General features: G+C 63.4%; 18 protein-coding genes. 9 read left to right on the top strand and 9 right to left on the bottom strand.

Annotation, left to right across the window (positions count from 1 at the left end):
* Positions 1-7: 7 nt before the first annotated feature.
* Entirely contained in the window at positions 8-631 is a 624-nt protein-coding gene (locus RIG82_00595; GenBank protein MEQ9459436.1) for an NrsF family protein, read from the bottom strand.
* Positions 628-1,134 carry a sigma-70 family RNA polymerase sigma factor gene (locus RIG82_00590; GenBank protein MEQ9459435.1) on the bottom strand — a complete coding sequence of 169 codons (507 nt, stop codon included), beginning with the start codon at positions 1,132-1,134 and terminating at the stop codon, positions 628-630. The genes RIG82_00595 and RIG82_00590 overlap by 4 nt, the downstream gene beginning before the upstream one ends.
* Positions 1,135-1,695: 561 nt before the next feature.
* Between RIG82_00590 and RIG82_00585 the strand changes: the two genes are divergently transcribed.
* Entirely contained in the window at positions 1,696-3,984 is a 2,289-nt protein-coding gene (locus RIG82_00585) for a hypothetical protein (GenBank protein MEQ9459434.1), read from the top strand.
* Positions 3,985-4,074: 90 nt separating this feature from the next.
* Positions 4,075-6,405 carry a primosomal protein N' gene (gene priA / locus RIG82_00580; protein MEQ9459433.1) on the top strand — a complete coding sequence of 777 codons (2,331 nt, stop codon included), beginning with the start codon at positions 4,075-4,077 and terminating at the stop codon, positions 6,403-6,405.
* Positions 6,406-6,415: 10 nt separating this feature from the next.
* Here the strand turns inward: priA and RIG82_00575 are convergent, their stop codons facing one another.
* From RIG82_00575 to RIG82_00565, 3 genes are all read right to left on the bottom strand, one after another.
* Positions 6,416-7,210, bottom strand: a complete 795-nt coding sequence (locus RIG82_00575; GenBank protein MEQ9459432.1) for a YggS family pyridoxal phosphate-dependent enzyme — start codon at positions 7,208-7,210, stop codon at positions 6,416-6,418.
* 65 nt (positions 7,211-7,275) lie between these two features.
* Positions 7,276-7,911: a DedA family protein gene (locus tag RIG82_00570; protein ID MEQ9459431.1), complete on the bottom strand. Its 636-nt coding sequence runs from the start codon at positions 7,909-7,911 to the stop codon at positions 7,276-7,278.
* 90 nt (positions 7,912-8,001) lie between these two features.
* Positions 8,002-9,273, bottom strand: a complete 1,272-nt coding sequence (locus RIG82_00565; protein ID MEQ9459430.1) for a CCA tRNA nucleotidyltransferase — start codon at positions 9,271-9,273, stop codon at positions 8,002-8,004.
* Between the two features lie 89 nt (positions 9,274-9,362).
* On the opposite strand from RIG82_00565, the gene RIG82_00560 reads away from it, so the two are divergent.
* From RIG82_00560 to RIG82_00545, 4 genes are all read left to right on the top strand, one after another.
* A complete protein-coding gene (locus RIG82_00560) occupies positions 9,363-9,587 on the top strand; it encodes a hypothetical protein (protein MEQ9459429.1) in 225 nt (74 codons plus the stop codon).
* 155 nt (positions 9,588-9,742) lie between these two features.
* Complete coding sequence (locus RIG82_00555) at positions 9,743-10,372, top strand: peptidoglycan recognition family protein (GenBank protein ID MEQ9459428.1); 630 nt, start codon at positions 9,743-9,745, stop codon at positions 10,370-10,372.
* 211 nt (positions 10,373-10,583) lie between these two features.
* Positions 10,584-11,435 (top strand): serine/threonine-protein kinase, encoded by an 852-nt coding sequence (locus RIG82_00550; GenBank protein MEQ9459427.1) that lies wholly within the window; start codon positions 10,584-10,586, stop codon positions 11,433-11,435.
* Positions 11,436-11,481: 46 nt separating this feature from the next.
* Complete coding sequence (locus RIG82_00545; protein ID MEQ9459426.1) at positions 11,482-13,941, top strand: ComEC/Rec2 family competence protein; 2,460 nt, start codon at positions 11,482-11,484, stop codon at positions 13,939-13,941.
* A gap of 232 nt (positions 13,942-14,173) precedes the next feature.
* Here RIG82_00545 and RIG82_00540 read toward each other — a convergent pair whose 3' ends face one another.
* Together RIG82_00540 and RIG82_00535 are read right to left on the bottom strand one after the other, a co-directional pair.
* Positions 14,174-15,679, bottom strand: a complete 1,506-nt coding sequence (locus RIG82_00540) for a hypothetical protein (protein MEQ9459425.1) — start codon at positions 15,677-15,679, stop codon at positions 14,174-14,176.
* Complete coding sequence (locus tag RIG82_00535; GenBank protein MEQ9459424.1) at positions 15,672-16,274, bottom strand: sigma-70 family RNA polymerase sigma factor; 603 nt, start codon at positions 16,272-16,274, stop codon at positions 15,672-15,674. Before RIG82_00535 ends, RIG82_00540 begins: the two co-directional genes overlap by 8 nt.
* A gap of 87 nt (positions 16,275-16,361) precedes the next feature.
* On the opposite strand from RIG82_00535, the gene purB reads away from it, so the two are divergent.
* The gene (gene purB / locus RIG82_00530) at positions 16,362-17,822 is read left to right on the top strand and encodes an adenylosuccinate lyase (protein ID MEQ9459423.1); all 1,461 of its coding nucleotides are present in this window, start codon (positions 16,362-16,364) and stop codon (positions 17,820-17,822) included.
* Here the strand turns inward: purB and lpxA are convergent, their stop codons facing one another.
* Positions 17,823-18,629: an acyl-ACP--UDP-N-acetylglucosamine O-acyltransferase gene (lpxA, locus tag RIG82_00525; GenBank protein MEQ9459422.1), complete on the bottom strand. Its 807-nt coding sequence runs from the start codon at positions 18,627-18,629 to the stop codon at positions 17,823-17,825.
* 53 nt (positions 18,630-18,682) lie between these two features.
* On the opposite strand from lpxA, the gene lipB reads away from it, so the two are divergent.
* Together lipB and RIG82_00515 are read left to right on the top strand one after the other, a co-directional pair.
* The gene (gene lipB / locus RIG82_00520; protein ID MEQ9459421.1) at positions 18,683-19,399 is read left to right on the top strand and encodes a lipoyl(octanoyl) transferase LipB; all 717 of its coding nucleotides are present in this window, start codon (positions 18,683-18,685) and stop codon (positions 19,397-19,399) included.
* Entirely contained in the window at positions 19,392-20,804 is a 1,413-nt protein-coding gene (locus RIG82_00515; GenBank protein MEQ9459420.1) for a hypothetical protein, read from the top strand. The genes lipB and RIG82_00515 overlap by 8 nt, the downstream gene beginning before the upstream one ends.
* On the opposite strand, the gene RIG82_00510 is transcribed toward RIG82_00515, so the two are convergent.
* Positions 20,784-21,572, bottom strand: a complete 789-nt coding sequence (locus RIG82_00510; GenBank protein MEQ9459419.1) for a hypothetical protein — start codon at positions 21,570-21,572, stop codon at positions 20,784-20,786. The genes RIG82_00515 and RIG82_00510 overlap by 21 nt on opposite strands.
* Positions 21,573-21,614: the final 42 nt, after the last annotated feature.

The raw sequence follows: 21,614 nt of genomic DNA, 5'->3' as shown, positions 1-21,614 counted from the left end.
GAGGGGGCTACCACCGGAGGATTCTGGGGCCGAGTAGTAAGCCGATGGCGGCGACGGCGAGGATTGCGGTGGAGTACCAGACGCTGATGAAGGCGAGGCCGTCGATGCGGCAGCTCATGCCGTAGGCGAGGGATCCGAGGAGGCCTGCTGCGGCCCCGGCGCAGGCCCCGGCGAAGGCTGGATGGGTGGTTGCTCGCTGGCGGGCGAACCAGAGCATGAAGGCGAGTGGGGGTATGGCGAAGATGACGATCGATCTGACGCAGCCCAAGGCGGAGGGGTTGAGCACGTTGGCGTCCGGGCTCATCAGGCCTGCTGTGACGAAGCTGATGAGGATGAGGGCGGCGGTGATGAGGAGGGCGAGAGTCCATCGTTTGGTGTGGCGAGCGGGGATGGTGGTGTCACAGGTGAGCAAGACACATGCGACGGCGCCGAGTGCGAAGGGGAGGAGCTTGAGCCATGACCAGAGGGTGAGTGTGGGATCGGCGGCGAGCATGCGGTTGCCGCGCATGAGCCAGGCGAAGATCAGGGTGGTGAGCAGGCAGACGAGGAAGAGTCGTGTCGCGGCCCAGGGTGAGGGTCGTTTAACGGGCTGGAGGTCTTCGACGAGTGCGTCGATGAGTTTCTTGTTCATGGTGCGGCTCCGTCGGCGTGCTGTTTCATCGCTTTGAGAGCTCGGTGGACGTTGACCTTGACCCATGCGGGGCTTCGTCCCAGTCGTGTTGCGGCTTCCTGGATGGTAAGTCCCTCGATCCTGACGAGGCGGATGACCTCGGCCTGCGGTCTGGGGAGGCGATCGAGGAGGTGATCGAGGGCTTCGGTATTTTCGGCCTGTGTCGAGATGGTCTCGGTGGCATGGATCATGGTGAAGTCGTTGGTGTGTGCTTCGCGGCGACGTTTGTGACGGCGGTAGAAGTCGGTTTTCTTGTAGCGTGCGATCGCTCTGACCCAGGGGAGCAGCGGCTGAGCGGGATCATAGGTCGCTCGTTTGAGATGAATCGCGAGGAGGGTTTCCTGGACCAGGTCGTCGGTGTCAACTGCGGAGTGTTGAGCGCCGAGGTACTTTCGCAGCCAGGCGTCGAGGGCTTGGAGCAAGTGGCGATAGCTGGCAGCGTCGCCTTGCTGGGCGGCTACCATCCAGCGTTGGTACTGTTCGTCTGTAAGGTTGATTCGTTGCTCGGGTCTCATGGGTTACGTCAAGTGTCACATATTCTTTGTTTTTTTTGTTTCCCTGACTCTGAATCAGGCTGTTGTCGGCTTCATGTCATCCGATCTTCCAAAACGAGTGTAACCATCAGCGGTTCTGTGGCGAATCTATTATTGTACGGGCGGTTTGGTGCTGCTCGATGTTCTCCGGGTTGAGAGATTAGAGACTGTTTTGCAGTCGATGGTCTAGGTTGTCGTTCTATTCTGAATAAGAAATGACTGGTGGTGGAGTCTGATGACTTGTAGGGAATCTGCGCAGTCTTGGTCGCGTATGGGATGTCCATCTCATGGGCTTATGTATCGAGTTGGCGATTGGCTTGGTCTGGTAGTGGAGGGATGGGCTAAGAGTCTTCAAGGGAGTTTTGTGAGGTCGTGAGATTATGTCGCTGGCTGTGCAGGGTTCGCGCCAAGTGTGCGTAACTCAGGGGCTACTTCTGGGTTTTTTATTTCGATCAACTGCCATGGTGTATGGCTTAAAGAAAGGTTTTCGTCATGTCTTATTCAGGTCTGTGTACGGGTGTCTTGGTAGCTGGTTTTGTGAGTGCGGTGGGTGTGTCGCCGGTGTGGGCGGTGGATAAGAGTTGGGATGGTTCGAACAGTGATCTTTGGAGCACGCTGGGGAACTGGACGCCTTTTGGGACGCCTAACTCGACGGATAACGCATTCATAGGCGACCTGGCGGGGATTGAGAATGATGTGGTCACGCTGAACGTGAACGACACGGTGGCGGGGCTGACGATCACGGATGGGATGCGATTGAATATGGATACGAATCGTCTGGTGGTGACCGGGACGACGAGCGTGTCGGGTCGGAACGTCACGCCAGCGCAGACCTATTCGTCGAGGTTGGAGATTTATCCTTGGTCCGGGGGTGCTTCGGATGCCCTGGATACGGACAATCTGGTGATCAGTGATCGGGCGATCGTGACGCTCTGGCCGGGGGCGGAAATCGAGGTTGATGAGTTGTTGGACATCAACTCGACGGCGATTATCCGTGGGGATGGCGTCGTGAATCTGGTTGGCAATGGGTTTCGTAGTCTGGTGAATGACGGGGAGATTGATCCTCAGGTCGGGGGCGCGCAGAACGGGTTGGTGTTCAACCAGGTGGGCAGTGGTCGGATGGACCTGGATGGGGATTTGGGTGGGGGCGTCATTGCGGCGCGAGGCGGGGCGGGGATTGCGATCGATCAGATGACGTTCAATGGGACGGGGCTGAGTGACGATTTCAATGGGACGATCTATCTGCGTCGGGGTGGTTTACTGGCGATGAACCTGAGCGAGGGCTGGACGACGGCGGCGGGTTCGACGGTGAGGGTTGGGGGGAATGCTGTTGGGACGCTTCGGATCACGGGTGGGGAATGGACCCTGGCGGGGGGGGCATTTGAGGTGTTGAATGACACGGCGGGTTTTGCCGACGCGCGGGTGGAGTCGGATGTGGTGATTGAGGCGGCGGCGTCAGTGGTGGTGGATGGGGGGCAGCTGACGTTTGACGGGAGCCTGAGTGATGTCAACGGCGGGACGTTTACGGTGAGTAACGGGGGGATTCTTCGGTTTGAGGACACGACGTCGATCAGTGGGGGGACGTTTATGACGCCGAGCACGGACTCGTCGGATGGCGTGGTTCTGTTCAATGGCTCGACGAACTGGGTCGGGGGGACGACCACGATCGAGGGGGTTGCGTATCAGGGCGCTGATGCGAGTGTGAATCTGAGTTCGGTGATCGTGGCGGACGTATTCGACATGGATGGTCTGACGAACAGTGACTGGGATGTGAACTCAGCGTTGACGGTCAACGCGGGGCGGATTGAACAGGTCGGCCAGGGACACGATTTTGATGGCGAGATCGACGTGAGTGCGGGCTTGACGGCGAGCCTGACGGTGAATCTGACGGGTGATGAGACGTCCTGGGGGATGGGCGGGTTGATGAGGCTTAACGGGAGCAACTTGTTTGTGACGACCAAGCTGGCGGGTTCGCGGATGGACCTGAGTGGTGATCTTGAGGTCAACTTTGGTGTTGGGGTGACGGCGGATGTGAACTTCCTGGGTTCGAGCACGACGACGTGGATTAATCCGAGTTCTTCGCTGCGGATGCAGGGATTGACGGCGGTGGACAGTGCGGCGACGTTTGCGGGTGAGGGGACGCTGAGTAATGGCGTGTCTGGTGAGATGCGTTTTGAGGCTGGAGCAGATGTCGGGCTGACCGTGGTTGATAATGATGGCGTGATGCTGGTGGGTCCGACGGCGGGGAATCTGTTTGCGGCGGGTTTTAGTCAGGGCGAGGGTGGGACGCTGGTGATGAAGATTGTGGGCGAGAATCCTGGTCAGTACGACCGGCTGTTTATTGATGGCGCGGTTGAGTTAGCGGGTACGCTGGACCTGAATGTTCCGGGCGGGCTGCTGCTGGATTACGGGACGGTGATCCCGCTGATTGATGGCTTGTCGCGGGTTGGTGAGTTTGATGAGGTTATTGATCAGGTGGTGACGCCTACATTTGCGTTGGCTGTGATTTATCAAGCGACTGATGTTCAGGTGGTGGTGGCCCTGCCAGGTGATGCGAATCTTGATGGCGTGGTGGACCTGGTGGACCTGTCGATTCTGGCGGGTAACTTTGAGGGTGGCGGGACGTGGACGGACGGGAACTTTAATGGGGACACGCTGGTTGACCTGATTGACTTGTCGCTGCTGGCGACGAACTTCGGGGTTGATGTGAACGCGTTGCCGGAGCCGGCGACGGCTGCGTTGCTGGGGCTGGGGATGCTGGGGCTTGCTCGGCGTCGCTGAGCAGATGTGACCGGAATCAAGGGAACTTGAGCCCCTGCGGCCATCCAAAGGCCGCGGGGGTTTTTGATTATGCGGATAGACTCGGGGGTAATGAATGAGTTGTTCCCGAGTCCGGTGTTTTCGGATGGTGATCTGGCGGCGCGGTATGTGCGGGTGGCGATTGAGCAGGGGGTGGATGTCACGGCGGATGGGTTGACGTATCGGCTGGCTGAGGGGATGGAGGCGCGGGTGGGGCAGCGGGTGAAGGTGCCGTTGGGGCGTGGGAACAAGGTGGCGGGGGGTGTGGTGATCGAGGTGGGTTCGGATTCGAGTGGGCTGGATGCGGGGAAGATCAAGGCGGTGTTGGCGGTGGACCCGGTGGGGGCGCTGCCTGAGGAGTTGGTGGAGCTGGCCAAGTGGATCGCGCGGTATTACGTGTGTCCGCTGGGGATGGTGTTTGGGGCGGTCACGCCGGCGGCGGTGTCGAAGGGGATCGGTACGACGACGCGGGTGGAGGTTCGTGTCGCTGAGGGGATTGATGAGGGCTTGAAGCTGCCGAAGGTTCAGCGGGCGGTGATGGAGGCGGGGCGGGGGGTGATGGAGAAGGATGGTTGGGTGGATCGTCAGGCGTTGGCGGCGATGGGTGGGGCGAAGACGTTGGGTCCGGTGAACAAGCTGATCGAGGCGGGGTTGCTGGAGCAGCGGCGGGTGGACACGATCATGGCGGACCCTGTTTCTTCACCGGCGAATGGTTTAGAGACGGCGAATGATCTCCAGTTGACGGATGAGCAGGCTGATGCGCTCGAGCGGTTGCGGGTGATGGCTGGGGATGGGTTTGGGGTGGGTTTGCTGCACGGCATTACGGGGTCGGGCAAGACGGAGGTTTACCTGCGGCTGATTGAGAGGTTGCGTGGTGAGGATGCGGAGGCGGGTGTGATTGTTTTGGTTCCGGAGATTGCGCTGACGCCTCAGACGGTGGGGCGGTTCATGGCGCGGTTCGCGGATGTGGCGGTGTTGCATTCGGGGTTGACGGCGGCGCAGCGCAATGCGCAGTGGCATCGGGTGCGTCGTGGTGAGGCGAAGGTTGTCGTCGGGGCGCGTTCGGCGGTGTTTGCGCCGGTGGGGCGGCTGCGGTTGGTGATCGTGGATGAGGAGCATGACAGCAGTTACAAGCAGGATCAGCTGCCGAGGTATCACGCGCGAGATGTAGCGATTCGGCGGGCCCAGCGGGTGGGGGCGTTGGTGGTGCTGGGGTCGGCGACGCCGAGTCTGGAGTCGTTGCACAACGCGAAGCAGCGAGATCGTTATGCGCTGATGAGGTTGACCAAGCGCCCGCCTGGGATGTCGATGCCGAAGGCTGAGTTGGTGGACCTGATCGAGGAGCGGCGGAGTCGGCGCGGGATTCATCTGATTGGGCAGCGACTGGAGTCGGAGCTGGGGCGGATGCTGGAGGAGGCTGATCCGGCGAAGCGGGGGCAGGCGATTATCCTGCTGAACCGGCGTGGGTACGCAAGTCATATTGCTTGTCCGGATCATGGTTGTGCGTGGGTCAAGTCGTGTGATCACTGTGACGCGACGATGGTGTTTCATCGTCAGGGTGATCTGCCGAGGGGCGGGTTGGTGCGTTGTCATCACTGCGAGGCGGAGCAGATGGTTCCGGCGACGTGTCCGGATTGTGGGCGGAAGGTGACGTTGTTTGGGTGGGGCACGCAGCGGGTGGAGGATGAGTTGGCGCGGAAGCTGCCTGGGGTGCGGCTGATTCGGATGGACTCGGACACGATGCGGGGGCATCGGGATTATCTGGAGGCGTTGGGGCGGTTTGGGCGTGGTGAGGCGGATGTGTTGTTGGGTACGCAGTTGGTGGCGAAGGGTTTGGATTTTCCGCGGGTGCGGCTGGTGGGGATCGTGTCGGCGGATACGGGGATGCATCTGCCGGATTTTCGGGCTGCGGAGCGGACGTTTCAGTTGGTGGCGCAGGTGGCGGGTCGTGCGGGGCGTGGGGAGGGTGCGGGGCGAGTGATTGTGCAGACGCTCAACGCGGAGGACCCGACGCTAGCGCTGGCGATGGCGGGTGATTACGATGGTTTTGCGGCGCGAGAGCTGGCTTTGCGGGGGAAGCTGAAGTTGCCGCCCGTGGCGCGGATGGTGCGGCTGGTGATCCGGCATCGGGACCTGGCGATGTGTGCGAAGCTGGCTGCGGAGTTGGCGGGTGCGCTGACTGAGGCGCGGGATCAACTGGGTTTGCCGGTGCGGGTGCGCGGGCCGATGGTGCCGGCGATGGCGCGGGTGGCGGATCATCATCGTCAGCAGATCGAGTTGCTGGGGCCAGCGGATGGCACGGCGGGGGCGCTACAGCGGGTGATGACGGCGCTGCGGAATCACGGGCGGCTGATCTCGAACACGACGATCGCGGTGGATGTGGACCCGGTGAGTTTGCTGTGAGTGCGTTGGCTTATTGGTCTGGGTCTTCGGAGTCGGTTTCGCCAAAGAGAGCGCGGCCGATGCGGACGAGGTTGGCGCCTTCTTCGATGGCGACTTCGAAGTCACCGGACATGCCCATAGAGAGGACGGTGAAGTCGTTTCCGCCGATGCCCTCTTTGCGGATGTCGTGGAAGATACCGGCGGCGCGGGAGAAGATGGGGCGGGCGTCTTCGGGCTGATCGGAATAGGGGGCCATGGTCATGATCCCGCGGAGGCGCAGGTGCATCATGGTGTCGATCTGCTCGGCGACGTGGATGGCTGCGGGGGCGGCGACGCCTTGCTTGGAGACCTCGCCGGAGACGTTGATCTGGAGGAGGATGTCGATGACCTGATCGGTGCGGGCGCCGTAGGCGTGGAGCTCTTCGGCGAGTCGGAGGGAATCGATGCCGTGGATGAGATCGACGAGGGGGACGACCTGTTTGACTTTGTTGCGTTGGAGGTGGCCGATCATGTGCCAGCGGATGCGGTCGGGGATGATGGTGGGTTCGCCCTCGACGGCTCCACCCAGGGATCGTCGGCGGGAGAGGTATTCGTCGAGCTGGGCAGCGCGTTGGACGAGTTGCTGGACGCGGTTTTCGCCGAGGTCGGAGTGACCGAGATCGACGAGGGTGCGGATCTGATCGGGTGTGGCGTTCTTGGTGACGGCGACGGCGAGGATGTCCTCGGGGCGTCTCCCGACGCGGCGGGCGGCGTCGGCGACGCGCTTCATGATCTGAGGGTAGGTCTGCCGGACATCGGTGGGGCCGACCATGGGTTCGGTTGACATGGGGTAAAGCCTAGACCCGGGGGTGTGAGGCCGCAAGGGCGGAGTTGGGATTATGAACCGCGATCCTAGGCGGCGTCACGGCTGCGGTGCTGTGATCGGGCGAGTTTCATGCGCTGGCGGCGTTTGCGCCAGCGGATGATGACGATGGCCAGGACAGCGATGACGGCGAGTCCGACGATGAGCTGGCCATCGATGATCCAGCGGCGAATGGCCTCGATGTGGTCGGCGAAGTAGTAGCCGAGAAAGAAGAAGACGGGGGCGGTGATGATGGCGGCGCCGGCGTCGAAGAGGACAAACTTCCAGTAGGGGACCTTGAGGGCACCGGCTCCGAACATGACCGGGGCGCGGACGCCGGGGATGAATCGTCCGACGAAGATGAACTTCCCGCCATGGCGTTGGAGGAGGCGTTCGGCTTGGAGGACGCGTTCATCGGTGAGGAATCGGTTGAGGATGGGCATCTGCGGGACGTGGTGGCCGTAGGTGCGGCCGAGGAAGAACAGGGTTCCGTCGGCGATCATGATGGCGGCGAAGCACATGGCGAAGAGGGAATAGGGTTCGGCGTAGCCCTGCCCGGCGAGGTATCCGCCTACGAGAAGCGGGAGGTCTTCGGGGATGGGGACGCCGAACCCGCTGGCGAGGAGAACGCCAACCAGAACGACGTAGGGGGCGTTGGTCGCCAGATGTTCGAGCCAGGTTTCCATGGGGGTAAGGAGTCTATCGGCCGGAACAGCGCCGGGCATGTTGAGGAATGAAGTGGTTTGAGGGAGTGGGTGTAATTGATCGCGGATCAGTTAGCTGTTTTGGTTTTTGAGCCACTGTTGCGCAGAGGTTTTGTCATGGAAGAGGCCTTCGAGTTGGGCATCGTAGGCCTGGTCGAGCATGCGGCCGAGGTCGGGTCCTGCGGGGATGCCGAGGGACAAGAGGTCTTCGCCACGAAGGAGGGGTTCGGGGGCGACGCCTTGGGCGATGAGTGGGGCGCTGTCGGCTTCGATCTGAGCGGTGCGTGGTTGGTCGTTGATGGCGCGGAGGAGGGTGAGGGTCTGCGGCCAGAGAGGTTCGGCGAGGAGGCGTTTTCTGGCTGCGATGCGCAGGTTGTCCCAGGTTTCTGCGCGGGTAATGAGTCGGAGGATGCCGCGAAGGTCGTTGTCGACCTGATTGCTCAGGCAGAGGGCCTTGCGCCAGCGGTCAGCGTGGGCTGAGGATCGTGTGCTGATGGCCTGTGCGATGGTGGTGAGGTTCATCGGGAGACGCTGACGTGTGATCCACCAGGCGGCGAGGGCCAGGGCGGGCGTGGCATCGGCGGGGAGCGAATCGAGGGGCGGGTTTGAGTCGGTGGGTGCGAGATGGTCTTCGTTGAGGGTGGGTCCGTCGAGGCGGAGTTCTTCGAGGAGTTGAACAGCGCGAGCGCGGCGGGGGTGGGCGAGCATGGCGAGGACTTCGGTGCCGATGCGCTCGCGGCTGATCTGGCCGAGGTAGCGGGCGAGGGGTTGGATGGAGGCGGCGGTGCGGGGTTCGAGTTGAAAGTCGAGTCGTGCGGCGAAGCGGACAGCGCGGAGCATGCGGAGGTAGTCCTCGGCGAAGCGGTCATCGGGGTCGCCGATGGCGCGGATTCGTTGTGCTTTGAGGTCGTCGAGCCCGCCGACGTAGTCGATGATGCGGTCGTGTTGTGTCTTTGAGTCGGTGTCGAGGGGATCAGCGAAGAGTCCGTTGATGGTGAAGTCGCGGCGCTCGGCGTCACGTTCGGCGGTGGTGAAGGTCACGGCGTCGGGTCGTCGTCGGTCGGAGTAGCCCTCGTCCTGACGGAAGGTGGCAACTTCGGTGGCGTGGTGTCGGGTGCGCACGAGTGCGACGCCAAAGGCTTCGCCAACCATCTGGCAGCGGGGGAAGAGTTTTTTGACGCTGGCGGGGTGGGCGTCGGTGGCGATGTCATAGTCCTTGGGTTCGAGGCCGAGGAGGGCATCGCGGACGCATCCGCCGGCGAGGTAGGCGGTGAAGCCGTTGTCGCGGAGGGTCTGGATGATCGCGATGGCGGCTTCGCGGGGTGTTTCGGGGGTTTGAGCCATGGGCTGGTCAGTCTATTCGACGGGTTATTCAGGGGGATGGGGGCGGATGGTCGTGTGGGAGGCATGGTGGTAATGTGGGGGGCATGAGGATGGATCGACGGCTCTGGGCGGTGGTGCTGGTGGTGCCCTTTGGGGGTTTTGGGGCGGGATGCAGCACGTCTCGGGACCGTTTATTCCCTGAGAACTCCTCACGATCGCCTTATGAGCGTTATCTGACGCTGCGAGACCGTGATCGATCGGCGACGGTGACGGACGCTTTTGGCCGTGACCAGCCGAACCTGCGGGAGCGACTGCGGCCGCTGGACCAGCCCTAAACGGCAGGTTTTGCGCGGATTCGGGCAAGTTTTGATGTCCGTGCTGTTCAGGGACGATAGAAATAGTGGCCTGGCGATGAAGAGCTTGTTTTATTAGACCGATAACGAAGATGCAGAACAGCGGATGACGGGTTCTGCAGGAGATTCACGTTTCAATGCCTGATCAGCGAACGATCACTGTGCTGGGTGTCTTGCTGGTGGCGATGACGCTGACCAGCAGCCTGCTGCTGGTGCTTGAGCCGTCGCCGGTGGCCCCGGTGCAGGCGGTGGCGATGCGGCTGGACATCCAGGCTCAGGACAGCGACGGGGCGGCGCTGGACGAGGCGCTGCTTGACGTGGCCGAGCCGGCTCAGTGGCAGTCGATCATTATTCACGACAGCGGGAGCGCAGCGGGGAGTGCTGAGCAGATCAATCGGGATCACGAGCGAGATGGCCGTGGCGGGCTGGGCTATCACTTTGTGGTGGGCAACGGCACGGGCTCGGGCGATGGTCAGATCGAGGCGGGCTTCCGGTGGCGTTTGCAGTCGCAGGGGCGCTTTCTCGCAGGTGCTGAGTCGGATCGCTGGCACCGCATCGCGATCGGGATCGCTGTGGTTGGGGATGCTGATGGCGGGCCGATGACGGCGACTCAGCAGGCGTCGCTGATCGATCTGGTGTCGGCGATTCAGAAGCGGTTTGGTATCCGGAGTAACCGGGTTTTTGTTCATCTGGGTGAGAGCGGGTCGGGTACTGGCTTTTCGGTCGATGCGTTTCGGGGTGAGTTGGATGATCGGTTGAATCCTTAACTGCCCTAATCGTTACATGTTGCGCAGGCCGGGGATGATCAGAACGTATCCATGCTGTCTGATGAGGCGAAAGTCTTTTCCAGCCGAAGGTTGTGATGCATAGAGCGTGCGGCTAAGGTTGGCGTCAATTCGTTTATACGTTGTTTCGACAACCCGATGAGAGCATGCAGCAGGCGGGCGCAGAGCGTCCAGACCGACTGCGCCGTGAAGCATGGCAGACTGGCATGAAATCGCCGGCTATCAGGTGCTTGGGACTCTGGGACAGGGTGCCAAGAGCACGATCTTTGAAGTCCGGGGCACGGACAACAAGCGCTATGCGCTCAAGCGGGTCGTGAAGGACTCGCCGAGTGACCAGCGTTTTGTGGATCAGGCGGTCAGTGAGTACGAGATCGCCAAGAAGTTCGACAGCCCGTATCTGCGCAAGGGTGTGAAGCTGATTCGGATCCGCAAGCTGATCCGGACGAGCGAAGTCATCGTGGTGATGGAGCTGATCGAGGGGATGCCGCTGGAGCAGTACCAGCCGGGGAACATGCTGGAGCTGATCGAGATCATCGCGCACGCGGCTCAGGGGTTGCACACCATGCACCTGGTTGGCTATGTGCACGCGGACATGAAGCCGACGAACATCATGGTGACGCCTCAGCGCGAGGTGAAGCTGATCGACTTTGGACAGAGCTGCCCGATCGGTACGATCAAGCAGCGGATTCAGGGGACGCCCGACTACATCGCGCCCGAGCAGGTCAAGCGTCGGGCGATCACGCCTCAGACGGATGTGTTCAACCTAGGGGCAACGGTGTACTGGATGCTGACCAAGAAGCACGTCCCGACGCTGATCCCCCGGCAGCGGGCGGGTTCGGGGGTGTCCCTCAAGACGGTCGAGCGTTGCACGCCGCCTGCGGAGTTGAACTCAAAAGTTCCGCCAGCGTTGTCGAGCCTGGTAATGGACTGTGTCGAGATGGAGCCGGAGGATCGCCCGCGGACGATGCCTGCGGTGATTGACCGACTGATGATCGCACAGTCGCAGCTCAAGCGTGGGGTAGGCCGGGACGCGGGGGCTGCCTAAGGCCAGCCGGGCGACAAGCAAGAATATTAACTGATATCATATTTTCATGGCCCAAAGTCATGAGGCAATGATGTCGTCGAGTGGGTTGCTGATCGCGCTTGGCGTGGCGGCATTGGCTGGGGCGTTGATAGGGTTGTTTGGTGTTGAGCCTGGCTGGTGGCTCGGCGCGGGGCTGTGTCTGGTGGGGTTCGGGCTCGTGCCCGGTCGGGTGGGGCGCGTGTCGTTGGTGCTCTCGCTGGTGATGGTGCTGGCCGGTTGGCAGGCGGTGCGGCAGGGGCAGGCGTCGGAGCGTGATCTGCGGGGCTATGTCGTGACCGAGCGGAGGCTGGTCGAGGTGACTGGCGTGGTGGTGGAGGAGCCGACCCTGAGGGCTGAGTCGGAGGCGGCGCTGGCAGCGTTCTCGTTTCGCCCGCCGAGGCGGCTGGGGGTGTTGGAGATTGTGACGCTGACGGTTACTGGTGAGGCGCGGGCGGTTGAGGGTCGTGTGCAGCTGTCGATCGAGGGTGACGAGCGCGGGCCCACGGTCGGGACGTCCATGATGGCTCGGGGTTGGTTGACGGCGATCGAGTCGCCGGCGAATCCCGGCGCGTTCGATGCGCGGGCGATGTACGCACGGCGTGGGGTGTTCGGACGACTCGCGGTGGCGGGTGATGAGCATTGGGATGAACTCGCGCAGCCGGGTTGGTCGTGGCGTGGCTGGCGCGCGGCGGCGAACGATCGGCTGTCGGCGGGCCTGTTGGCGGGAATTGATCCCGAGCGTGAGGCGGGAGCCATCCTTGATGCGGTGCTGCTCGGTCGGCGGTCGAACCTGCTCAGCTCGCTGCAGGAAGATTTCAGGCTCAGCGGTCTCGCGCACCTGCTGGCGATCAGCGGGACACACATCGCGATCATCGCGGGGTTGGCGTGGTTGGCCGCAGGGCTAGTGGTCGCGCATCCCGGCCAGCGGCGGCTGTGGGTGCTGGCGGTGCTGCTGATGTATCTGGTGGTGCTGCCCGGGCGTCCATCGGTGGTGCGGTCAGGCATCATGGCGGGGTGCTTGCTGCTGGCTGGCTGGTCGGGTCGGCGGTTGGGAGCATTTGATGCGCTAGGGTTGGCGGCGTTGATCGTGCTGGCGTGGGACCCGGGTCAGGTGATGGACCCTGGGTTTCAGATGAGTTTTGCGGCGGTAGCGGGGATCCTGGTGCAGATGAGGTGGTCATCCTGGCGGGCTCAGCAACGCGCCGAAATCGAGGTGCATCGGACCCCTGCGAGGCAGTTGGTGAGCTGGCTGAGAGCAGCGTTTGCGGCCGGGTTGTCTGCGTGGGCAGCGACGCTCCCGATTGCCGCGTGGCATTTCGGGTTGGTCGCGTTGGCGGGGCCGGTGTTGACGCTGGTGGCCGGTCCGGTGTTGGTCGTGATGCTCGGCGCTGGGGTGGTGAAGATGCTGGTGGGGCTGATGTCGGTTGAGGTGTCGAGTTGGATGGTGCCGCTGGTGGTCTGGCCCGCGGAGGTGCTGCGCTGGCAGGCGGGCTTGGGGGCGTCTTTGTCCGGGTTGTCCTGGCAGGGCAGTGTCGATCAGGCCCTGGGCTGGGTGGTCTTGTTGTTGGTGGGGGTTGGGTTGTTTGTGGGGTGGCTGATCATGCCCGGTCGAGCTCGTCTTGGCGCGTCTCTTACTTGCGCGGGCGTTCTTGTGGTCCTTGGCGGGGCTTCCTTGTGGTCGGCCGTAGGTAGAGGTCATGAATCTGATGATCTGATGATTCGTTTTCTGGCGGTGGGTCACGGCAACGCTTATGTCGTGGACTTCCCGGGTCCGGGCGGGGTGTGGCTGGTCGATGCGGGTGGGTCGCCGGGTGTGGGCGAGCGGGTGTTGCTGCCGACGTTGCGGTCGTTAGGGATTGATCATCTTGAGACACTGGTGATCACGCACGCCGACCTGGATCACTACGCGGGGGTGCCGGAGGTGCTGGATGGGGTCAAGGTCGGGCGTGTGCTGGTGAGCGAGGGATTCGCGACGTCGTTGGAGGAGGCAGGCGAAGGCTCAGCGTTGGCGGAAGTCGGTCGGCACCTGGACGATTCGGGTGTCGAAATGGTGACGGTGTCGGCGGGCTGGGAAGAGCGATCGAGCCAAGCGGTCGTCAGAGTGGTGTGGCCGGACGCGGGGGTGATCGGATTATCGGACAACGACAGCTCGCTGGTGCTGGTGATCGAGGCACACGGTCGACGGGTGTTGCTGACCGGGGACATCGATCAGGCCGGTGTGATGGGCGTCGGGCAGCGGCTAAGGGATGCTCGGGTCGACGTGATCGATCTCCCGCATCACGGATCCAGACGACCGGCGGCGATGCGCTGGCTCGCCGAGTTAAGACTCGAGATCGCGGTGCAGTCGTCCGGTTGGCCACGGGCTGCGGGGCCGAGCCCGTGGGGTGCCGTGTTGCCGGGCGTCCGACTCTTTGAGACGTATCGTGATGGCGCCGTAACGATCAGGATCGATACGAGCGGCGAGATGACGGCCGCCAGCGAGCGGTGAACCGACAGGCTGAGTCCATGGGAGAAAACACGCCGACACAAGAGTGGGACGGTGTGTTAGGCTAGCTTTTTCCCTTAAGGGAAGGAGTGAGGCACGGATGTTCCCGAAGTTTGCGACCTGGGCTGGGTGGTTGACGCTGCTGAGTGTCGCGGTCGCGACGACGCTGGCGGTGCTGGTGTTACTTAACCTGGAGAACGTCACCGACAATGATCGGCTGACCCTGCCGGTGGGCTCAGGGCTGCTGGCCGGGCTCGGACTCGGGCTCCTGAGCTTCATCCCCTGGCTCGCCATCGGCGGGTGGTGGTGGCTCCACCGGCGTGGTGTCGATGGTGGTCGGGATGGAGAGCGTGCCGGCTCCCGCTGGGTTGGCGTCGCCGTTTGAGTTGTTCTCGGCCTGCGGATTGCTATCGGGTTGTGTGACCGGGGTGGGCTGCTGCTGAGCGGGGCGGATGATGATGGTGAGCTGTGATGGGGGTTGGCCGAGGTCGCGGACAGCGACGCCCTCCTCGACAGGGATCAGGCTGCGGAGTTGTTCGGGCAACTGCAGGGCGCGGAGGAGGTCCGTGAGGGTGGCGGGCTGAGCATCGTGGGCTGATTGAAAGGCGGCAGGCGCTGGCGATGGTTTGCTGTCGGCTTCAACCGGTCGAGGGCTCAGGCGATCACGTAGAGCGCTGAGCGCCTCTGGCGGGCCGGTGATCGTCAGCGTGATGGCCTGCTCAGCATCGACCGGGCCTGTCGGTGAGCGATAGCTGGTCGTCACGGGCGGGATGAACGCCCTGCGGGTGAAGAGCGGTTGGACCATCTCTGGTCGATTGATGACGCTGACGCGCTGGACCGGCAACGCTCTGCGCCCGGCCCACTGCTCGATCAGCGTGACCATCCTCTCGGGACGCTCGTTGGTGAGTGTCAAGGTCTCCGGGGGCACCCGGCTCGCCGGTGTCATCGGCACGATTCCACCCATGCCCGCTAACTGTCGGGCGGGGACTCCCGTAGCGGCGAGTGCGTTGGGGGTGTCTGTGGAGTCGAGTTGCTCGGCCTTCTCGATCAGCAGTTCGTCGATCGGGTTGGTGGCGACTGCGGACGCGGGCTGGCTGTCGAGCTGCATCGACTGATTGGCGGTGGCGTCGGGGCTGCGCAGTCGTTCGGCACGCCGTTGGAGTCGCTCTTCGGGTGTGAGGTTGCGCGAGTCTGCGGCGGGCGTCGCTTCGGCTTCGGCGATGACCACACGCTTCATGCTGGAGGATGAGGGCAGGGCCTCATCGCTCATATCTGAGGCCTCGTCGCTGTCGATGGCTGATTTAGTCGCAGTGGGAGCGATGGCGACCTGCTGCTCGATGGGGAGTTTGAACGAATCGATGAGTGATGAGCCCGTGGTCAGCGACTGCCAGAGAACCCCGCCACAGACCAGGCCGATCCCGGCGGCGGCGGCGTAGGCGAGCGGGCGGCCCCAGGTCTGCCTTGGGGTGCGCGGCGAGCGTCGGGAAGGAGTGTCGTCCAGGAGCAGATTGCGTTCGAGGCGCTCGATGGCCACGTCGGCCAGATCGTGAGGCGGGTCGAGGTCAGGCAGCTGCTTGAGCCCGGCACGGTCGGCGCGCAGGCGGGCGGCCAGTTCGGCGAGGTCATCGCGCTCGGCGAGGACCTGCTCGAAAGCGGCCGTTTGTTCAGGATTGAGTTCGTCCTCGATCCACAGCAGCAGCAGCTCGTGTTCGGCGGAGAGTTGGTCGGTGCGATCAGCCATGGGCACCCTCCCGCTGGTCCGAGCGAGTCTCGGCGTCATCCAGGGCTTGCCGCAGCGCCAGTCGAGCCCGGAAGATCCGGCTCTTGACGGTGCCGATGGCGAGTCCGGTGGTGGTAGCGATCTCGTCGTAGTTCATGCCTTCGATGTCCCGGAGTACGAGGACCACGCGGAAGCGCTCCTCCAGAGCGTTGAGGGCGTTGGCCAACTGCCGTGTCTGCTCCTCTTGTTCGACGCGCAAGGTCGGGTCAGGTTCCCGGGAATCGGCCAGCGCCAGATCGGGGCGATCGCTGTCACCCGGCCCGGTGAGCTGGAGCGTCGGTCGGCTCTTTCGCTTGCGCAGCAGCGTCAGGGCCCGGTTGATGGCGATCCGTGACATCCACGTCGAGAGTTGGGAACGGCCCTCGAAGCGATCGATGTTCTCGATGATCTGGATCAAGGCGTCCTGAGCGGCGTCGGCGGCGTCCTCGTGGTGGCCAAGGACCCGCAGGCAGAGCGTATAGAGCCGACGTTGGTGGGCGCGCAGCAGGGGGGTCAGGCGGGTTCGGTCTCCGCTACGGATCGCGTTGAGATGACCTTGGTCGTCTTGGTGGGTCATAGGGTGCGGAGGCGAGGGGCGAGCGGCTACGATGGGCCCGCCGCGGCGTGCGGTCAGACTGAATACTGTAAGAAAACGGGCAGGTCTATGAATCTTGAGGATCGATATGTCTCCCCGCTGGCCTCGCGCAATGCCTCTGCGGCGATGCAGGCGGTCTGGTCGCCCCGGCGGAAGTTCACGACCTGGCGGCGTTTGTGGGTGGTTCTCGCTGAGGCCGAGCACGATTTGGGCCTGCCGGTCAGCCGGGATCAGGTCGAGGCGCTAAGGAAGAATGTCGAGTCGATCGACCTGACCGCTGCCGAGACCTACGAGAAGAAGCTCCGCCACGACGTGATGGCCCACGTCCACGCCTTCGGTGACGCGGCCCCCGAGGCCCGGGGCATCATCCACCTCGGGGCGACCTCGCAGTTCATCAACTGCAACACCGAACTGCTGCTGCTCCGCGAAGCCCTGGGCATTGTCGCCAACAAGCTCGCGTCCGCCATCGACAAGCTTGCGCGGTTCGCTCAGGAGCACAAGGACCTGGCGACGCTGGGCTTCACCCACCTCCAGCCCGCCCAGCCGACGACCGTAGGCAAGCGCGCGGCGCTGTGGGCTCAGGACCTGGCAATCACGCTCGAAGAGATCGAGCATCGGCTTGATCGGCTGCCCTTCCGGGGCGTCAAGGGAACCACCGGGACTCAGGCGTCGTTCCTCGCGCTGTTTCGAGCTGTCGAGGGTGTCGATGAAGCCGAGGCGCACCGACGGGTCGAGGCGCTCGATCGACTCGTCACACAGAAGCTGGGCTGGCCTGTCGATCGCCTGCTGCCGATCTCGGGCCAGACGTACCCCCGGGTGATCGATGGGCAGATCGGTGCGAGCCTCGGTGCCGTCGCGGCGGCGGCGCAGAAGTGCGCAACCGACCTGCGCCTGCTCGCGTCACGCAAGGAGATCGAGGAGCCCTTTGAGGCCGACCAGATAGGTTCCTCTGCGATGGCATACAAGCGGAATCCGATGCGCAGCGAGCGCATCTGCGGGCTCAGCCGGTTTGTCATCGGCATGGTTCAGACGCCGTTTGTCACCGCAGCAGAGCAGTGGATGGAACGGACCCTTGACGACTCCTCGGCCCGGCGACTCACCCTGCCCGAGCCTTTCCTGGCCATCGACGGCGTCCTCGACCTGCTTAACAACGTCGCGTCCGGTCTGGTCGTCTACCCGCAGGTGATCCGAGCCAACCTCGAGGCCGAGCTTCCGTTCATGGCGACCGAAGAGATTCTCATGGCCGCAGCGCGACACGGCGTCGATCGGCAGGACGCCCACGAATCCATCCGCCAGCACAGCATGGCGGCCGCGAGACGCGTTAAAGAAGAAGGCGTTGCGAACGACCTCATCGAGCGGCTGCGGAGTGATGATCTCTTCAAGCAGGTCGATCTGGGGCTGGCGATGGACACCCAGCGCTTCATCGGCCGGGCCCCGGAGCAGGTCGAGCACTTCATCGCCGAGGTGGTGACGCCGATCCGCCAGCGCTACGCGGAGAGTCTGGGATACGAGGCCGACCTGAAGGTGTAATCAGTCCGAGTCCGCTGCGCTTCGAGACGACTTGCTAAACGGGCTGATGCCGCGCTGGGTCGATTCGATGAAGTCCGCCATCTCCAGGCAGGTCGAGTGATCGGCCAACTCGGCGCGGATGCGCTCGGAAGCGGCCTTGTTGCTCAGGCCTGAGCTGCCGGCGTACGCCAGAGCCTGCTTGAGTGGTCGGATCTCATCACGCATGCCAGCGCGGCGAAGACCGATCAGGTTCAGGCCGATGATCTCGCGGGTGTGGAACACCACGCAGAACGGCAGCACATCCTGGATCACGGCGATCACACCCGCGACCATCGATCGGCGACCGAGACGGCAGTTCTGGTGCACCGCGGTGCCCCCGCCGATGGTCACGTCATTCTGGACGATCACATGACCCCCAAGCAGCACGCCATTGGCGAGGTTGCACCGGTCGCCGACGATCACATCGTGGCCGAGGTGACTGTTGACCATCAGGTAGTTGTCGGAGCCGAGGGCGGTCGGGTGATCCCCTGTCGCCCGGTGGATGGTCACGCCCTCGCGGAGGATGTTGTGGTCTCCGATGGTCACGCCTGCCCCCGGCGTGGTCGGGTCGTACTTTCGATCCTGCGCCGCGAAGCCCAGGCAGACGTTGGGGTAGATGGTGTTGTTGTCGCCGACACGCAGCGGGCCTTCGAGATGGACGTTCGAGATCAGCCGCGTGCCCGAGCCGATCCGGACATCGCCCTCGATCCGGCACCACGGGCCGATCTCGGCATCGTCAGCGAGGGTGGCTTTCGGATCGACCAGGGCGGTGGGGTGGATGTTGGCCAAAAAAATGCTTCACTTGAGGGGTGCTTGAGGTGGACCCATCATAGGCTATGGCGATGACCGCAGAGACCCAACCAACCTCCCTCGTGGTGCAATGGCTCGGGCGTCTTGGATACGCCGAGTCACTCGATCAGCAACGATCTGTTCACGAGACAGTCGAGGCTGGCGAGCCAGAGCAGTTGCTGCTGGTCGAGCACCCGCCGGTCATCACGCTGCCCGATCGACCCGCGTACCACGCCCACGTCCTCGCCAGTGAGGCGCAGCGTCAACGCCTCGGTATCGATCTAGCCATCACCGACCGTGGCGGGGACGTCACCTATCACGGTCCGGGCCAGCTCGTGGCGTACCCGATCATCCGCCTGCGCGATCACGGGCTGAATCTCGGCCGGTACATGCGATTGCTGGAGTCGGTGGTGATCGAAACACTCGAAGCCTATGGCGTTAACGGCTTCCGCCGTGAGGGGGCCACAGGCGTCTGGGTGGACTCCACTCGATGGGATGCCAGCCTACGCCGGAAGAACGAGACGCCCACAAAGATCTGCGCCATGGGCGTGCGGATCAGGCGAGGTGTCACGCTTCACGGTCTGGCGCTGAACGTCGCGACCGACCTGAGCCACTTCGAGTTGATCGTGCCCTGCGGGCTCGCCGAGCGCGGCGTCGCGAGCCTGCAGAGCCTGCTTGGCGAGCGGGCTCCCACGTTGGATGAAGTGGGCAAGACGCTGGCGAAGATGATGACGACGCGCTTGCGGGAGGGCGGTCGTTCCGATGAATGATCGCGTGCCGTGGTCAAAGATTGCTGCGGGCAAGAGTGTGCTGCTGGTGTCGATCTGCCTGGTCGTGATGACGCTGAGCTGGCCACGGGCACTCGACGAGCGGATCATCTCGCTGGTCTGGCTCTGGATCGGCGGAGCCACCGGCTGGCTCATGCTGACCTGGCTGGCCTGGGACCTGCGTAGCGAGCGAACCGCAACGGGGTGTTTCAAGCGAGCCAGCGTGATCATCGTTGCCGTAGCGGCTCTGGCTCGGGTGCTGGTCTCACTCGGCGGCCCGCCTGTGCTGTCGGATGACATCTGGCGCTACATCCACGATGGCGCGACCCTCGCCGAAGGCGGGAATCCCTACGCCACTGCGCCCGCAGAGCTGGACCCAGCGCAAGCGCCGTTGCCGGAGGTGGTCAAGCTCATCAACAACCCCGAACTGGTGACGATCTACCTACCCACCAGTCAGTGGGTCTTTGCCGGCGCTGCGGTCGTCTACGAACAACTCCCCGAGTCGTGGAGGGCGGGTGATCTGCTGCGCGATCGTTGGTATCGTCTCGTGTTTGGCCTGTTCGACCTTGGCGTTGTCATCGGCCTGCTGCTGGTGCTCAGCCGACTCAGGCTCTCAGCGTGGTGGGCCTGCCTCTATGCCTGGCACCCGCTGGCTCTGGTCGAGGTCGCCGGCTCGGGGCATCAGGACCCGATTGGCGTAATGTTCCTGGTGCTCGTCGTGTCGTTCTGGATCGGCCTGCGCCAGCGATCGAGCTGGCGCGTTGCAGATGCCATCGGGCTGGGCGGGTGCCTCGCGCTGTCCGTGCTGGTCAAGCCCTTGGGTGTTCTGCTGGTCCCGATCATCATCACCACGCTGTGGCCGCGATGGCGGGCGATCCTGCTCTCGGCAGGGTCGGCAGTCGTCGTCGGCTGCGCCGTCGGGCTGCCGTTCGTCATGATGCAGGGCGGGGTCGATCGGTTGTTCGAGACCGGCGAGCGCTTCGTCGAGGTCTGGTCATTCAACGGATCGTTGCACGCAGTGCTCATGTGGCTTCTTGACAGCAAAGCGCAGGCCGACACCCTAGGCGGCGCGACACTTCTAGGCGTGGTGCTCCTCATCTCATGGCGCAAGATCGACTCGGCGAGCGCTGTGATGTGGCTGGGCTTCGCCGGGTTGCTGACCACCAGCACGGCGCACCCGTGGTACGCGTTATGGATGCTGCCGTTCTGCGCGATCCGGCCAGCGGCCTCCGCGTGGATGCTGAGCCTGACAGTTCTCTGGGCCTACGCTGCGCACACACAACCCGGCTACCGACTGCCGTCAGCAGTCATGTGGATCGAATACCTACCGGTCTATGTGCTGCTGGTTTGGGACCTCTGGCGGGCAGGTCGATCATCCGACAGCGTCTCACGGCACACGGATCAGTGAGCTGGGTTGATTGCCCAGCGTCTGGCCTTGGAACCGTTCCTGGATCGTCAGCCCGTTGAGTGAGTTGTAGGGAAACACTTTCTGTATCTCCCGGATCCGTGGCCCGTACCCGCGGAAGCCCTCGGGGGTGTTGGCGAAATCCATGTCCTCAAAAATCCCGATGGTCACCAGCGACAGGTGTGGGCCGTGGAAGTAGTACGCCTCGTGATCGTCCTGGCGCAGCGTCTTCACCGCCTCCTCGGCGGCCTGGCGGAAGTTGTCGCCGAAGGCGCGGTCGTAGGCGGCGATCTGCAGGCTGTACCGCCCGGGATACCCGGCGAGGTTGTACGGGTCGGTCACCGGGATGCGCCCGCCCGCAACCGGCACGGCCCTCGCCTCGGCGAAGACCTTGACGCCCTCGATCTCCGCGTCCGTCACACGATCAACCATTCGGCGGGTGCTCCGGCTTGTCCGCGAATCGAAACGCCCGGCGAAGATCGTCGCACGACCCATCAGGTCCTCCATCCAGACCGGGTCCAGTCGGTATTCATCGCGAAGCAACGCCATCGCCACGCGAGCCCGATCGAAACGATCCGGACCCGCGAAGGACGCCGCTTGGATCGACCAGGTCTGCTGATTGGAGCCGCCCCGGCCATCGCTCCGGCGGTCAGCCCACGCCAGATCGCGGTAGGTATCCCACGTTGAGCTGACCTCGCGCGTCTTGTAGCAGCCGGGCAGGCTCGCCACGAGCAGCAGGACCAGAATGGGTGAGAATCGACGTAACTTCATGTCGATCAGAATGATACAAGAGGAAGAGTCAGATTAAAGCAG

It is taken from the genome of Phycisphaeraceae bacterium (assembly GCA_040222855.1).
GTDB lineage: Bacteria > Planctomycetota > Phycisphaerae > Phycisphaerales > Phycisphaeraceae > Mucisphaera.
Note: the sequence above shows the minus strand (reverse complement) of the source record. Positions and strands in the feature narration are given on the sequence as shown.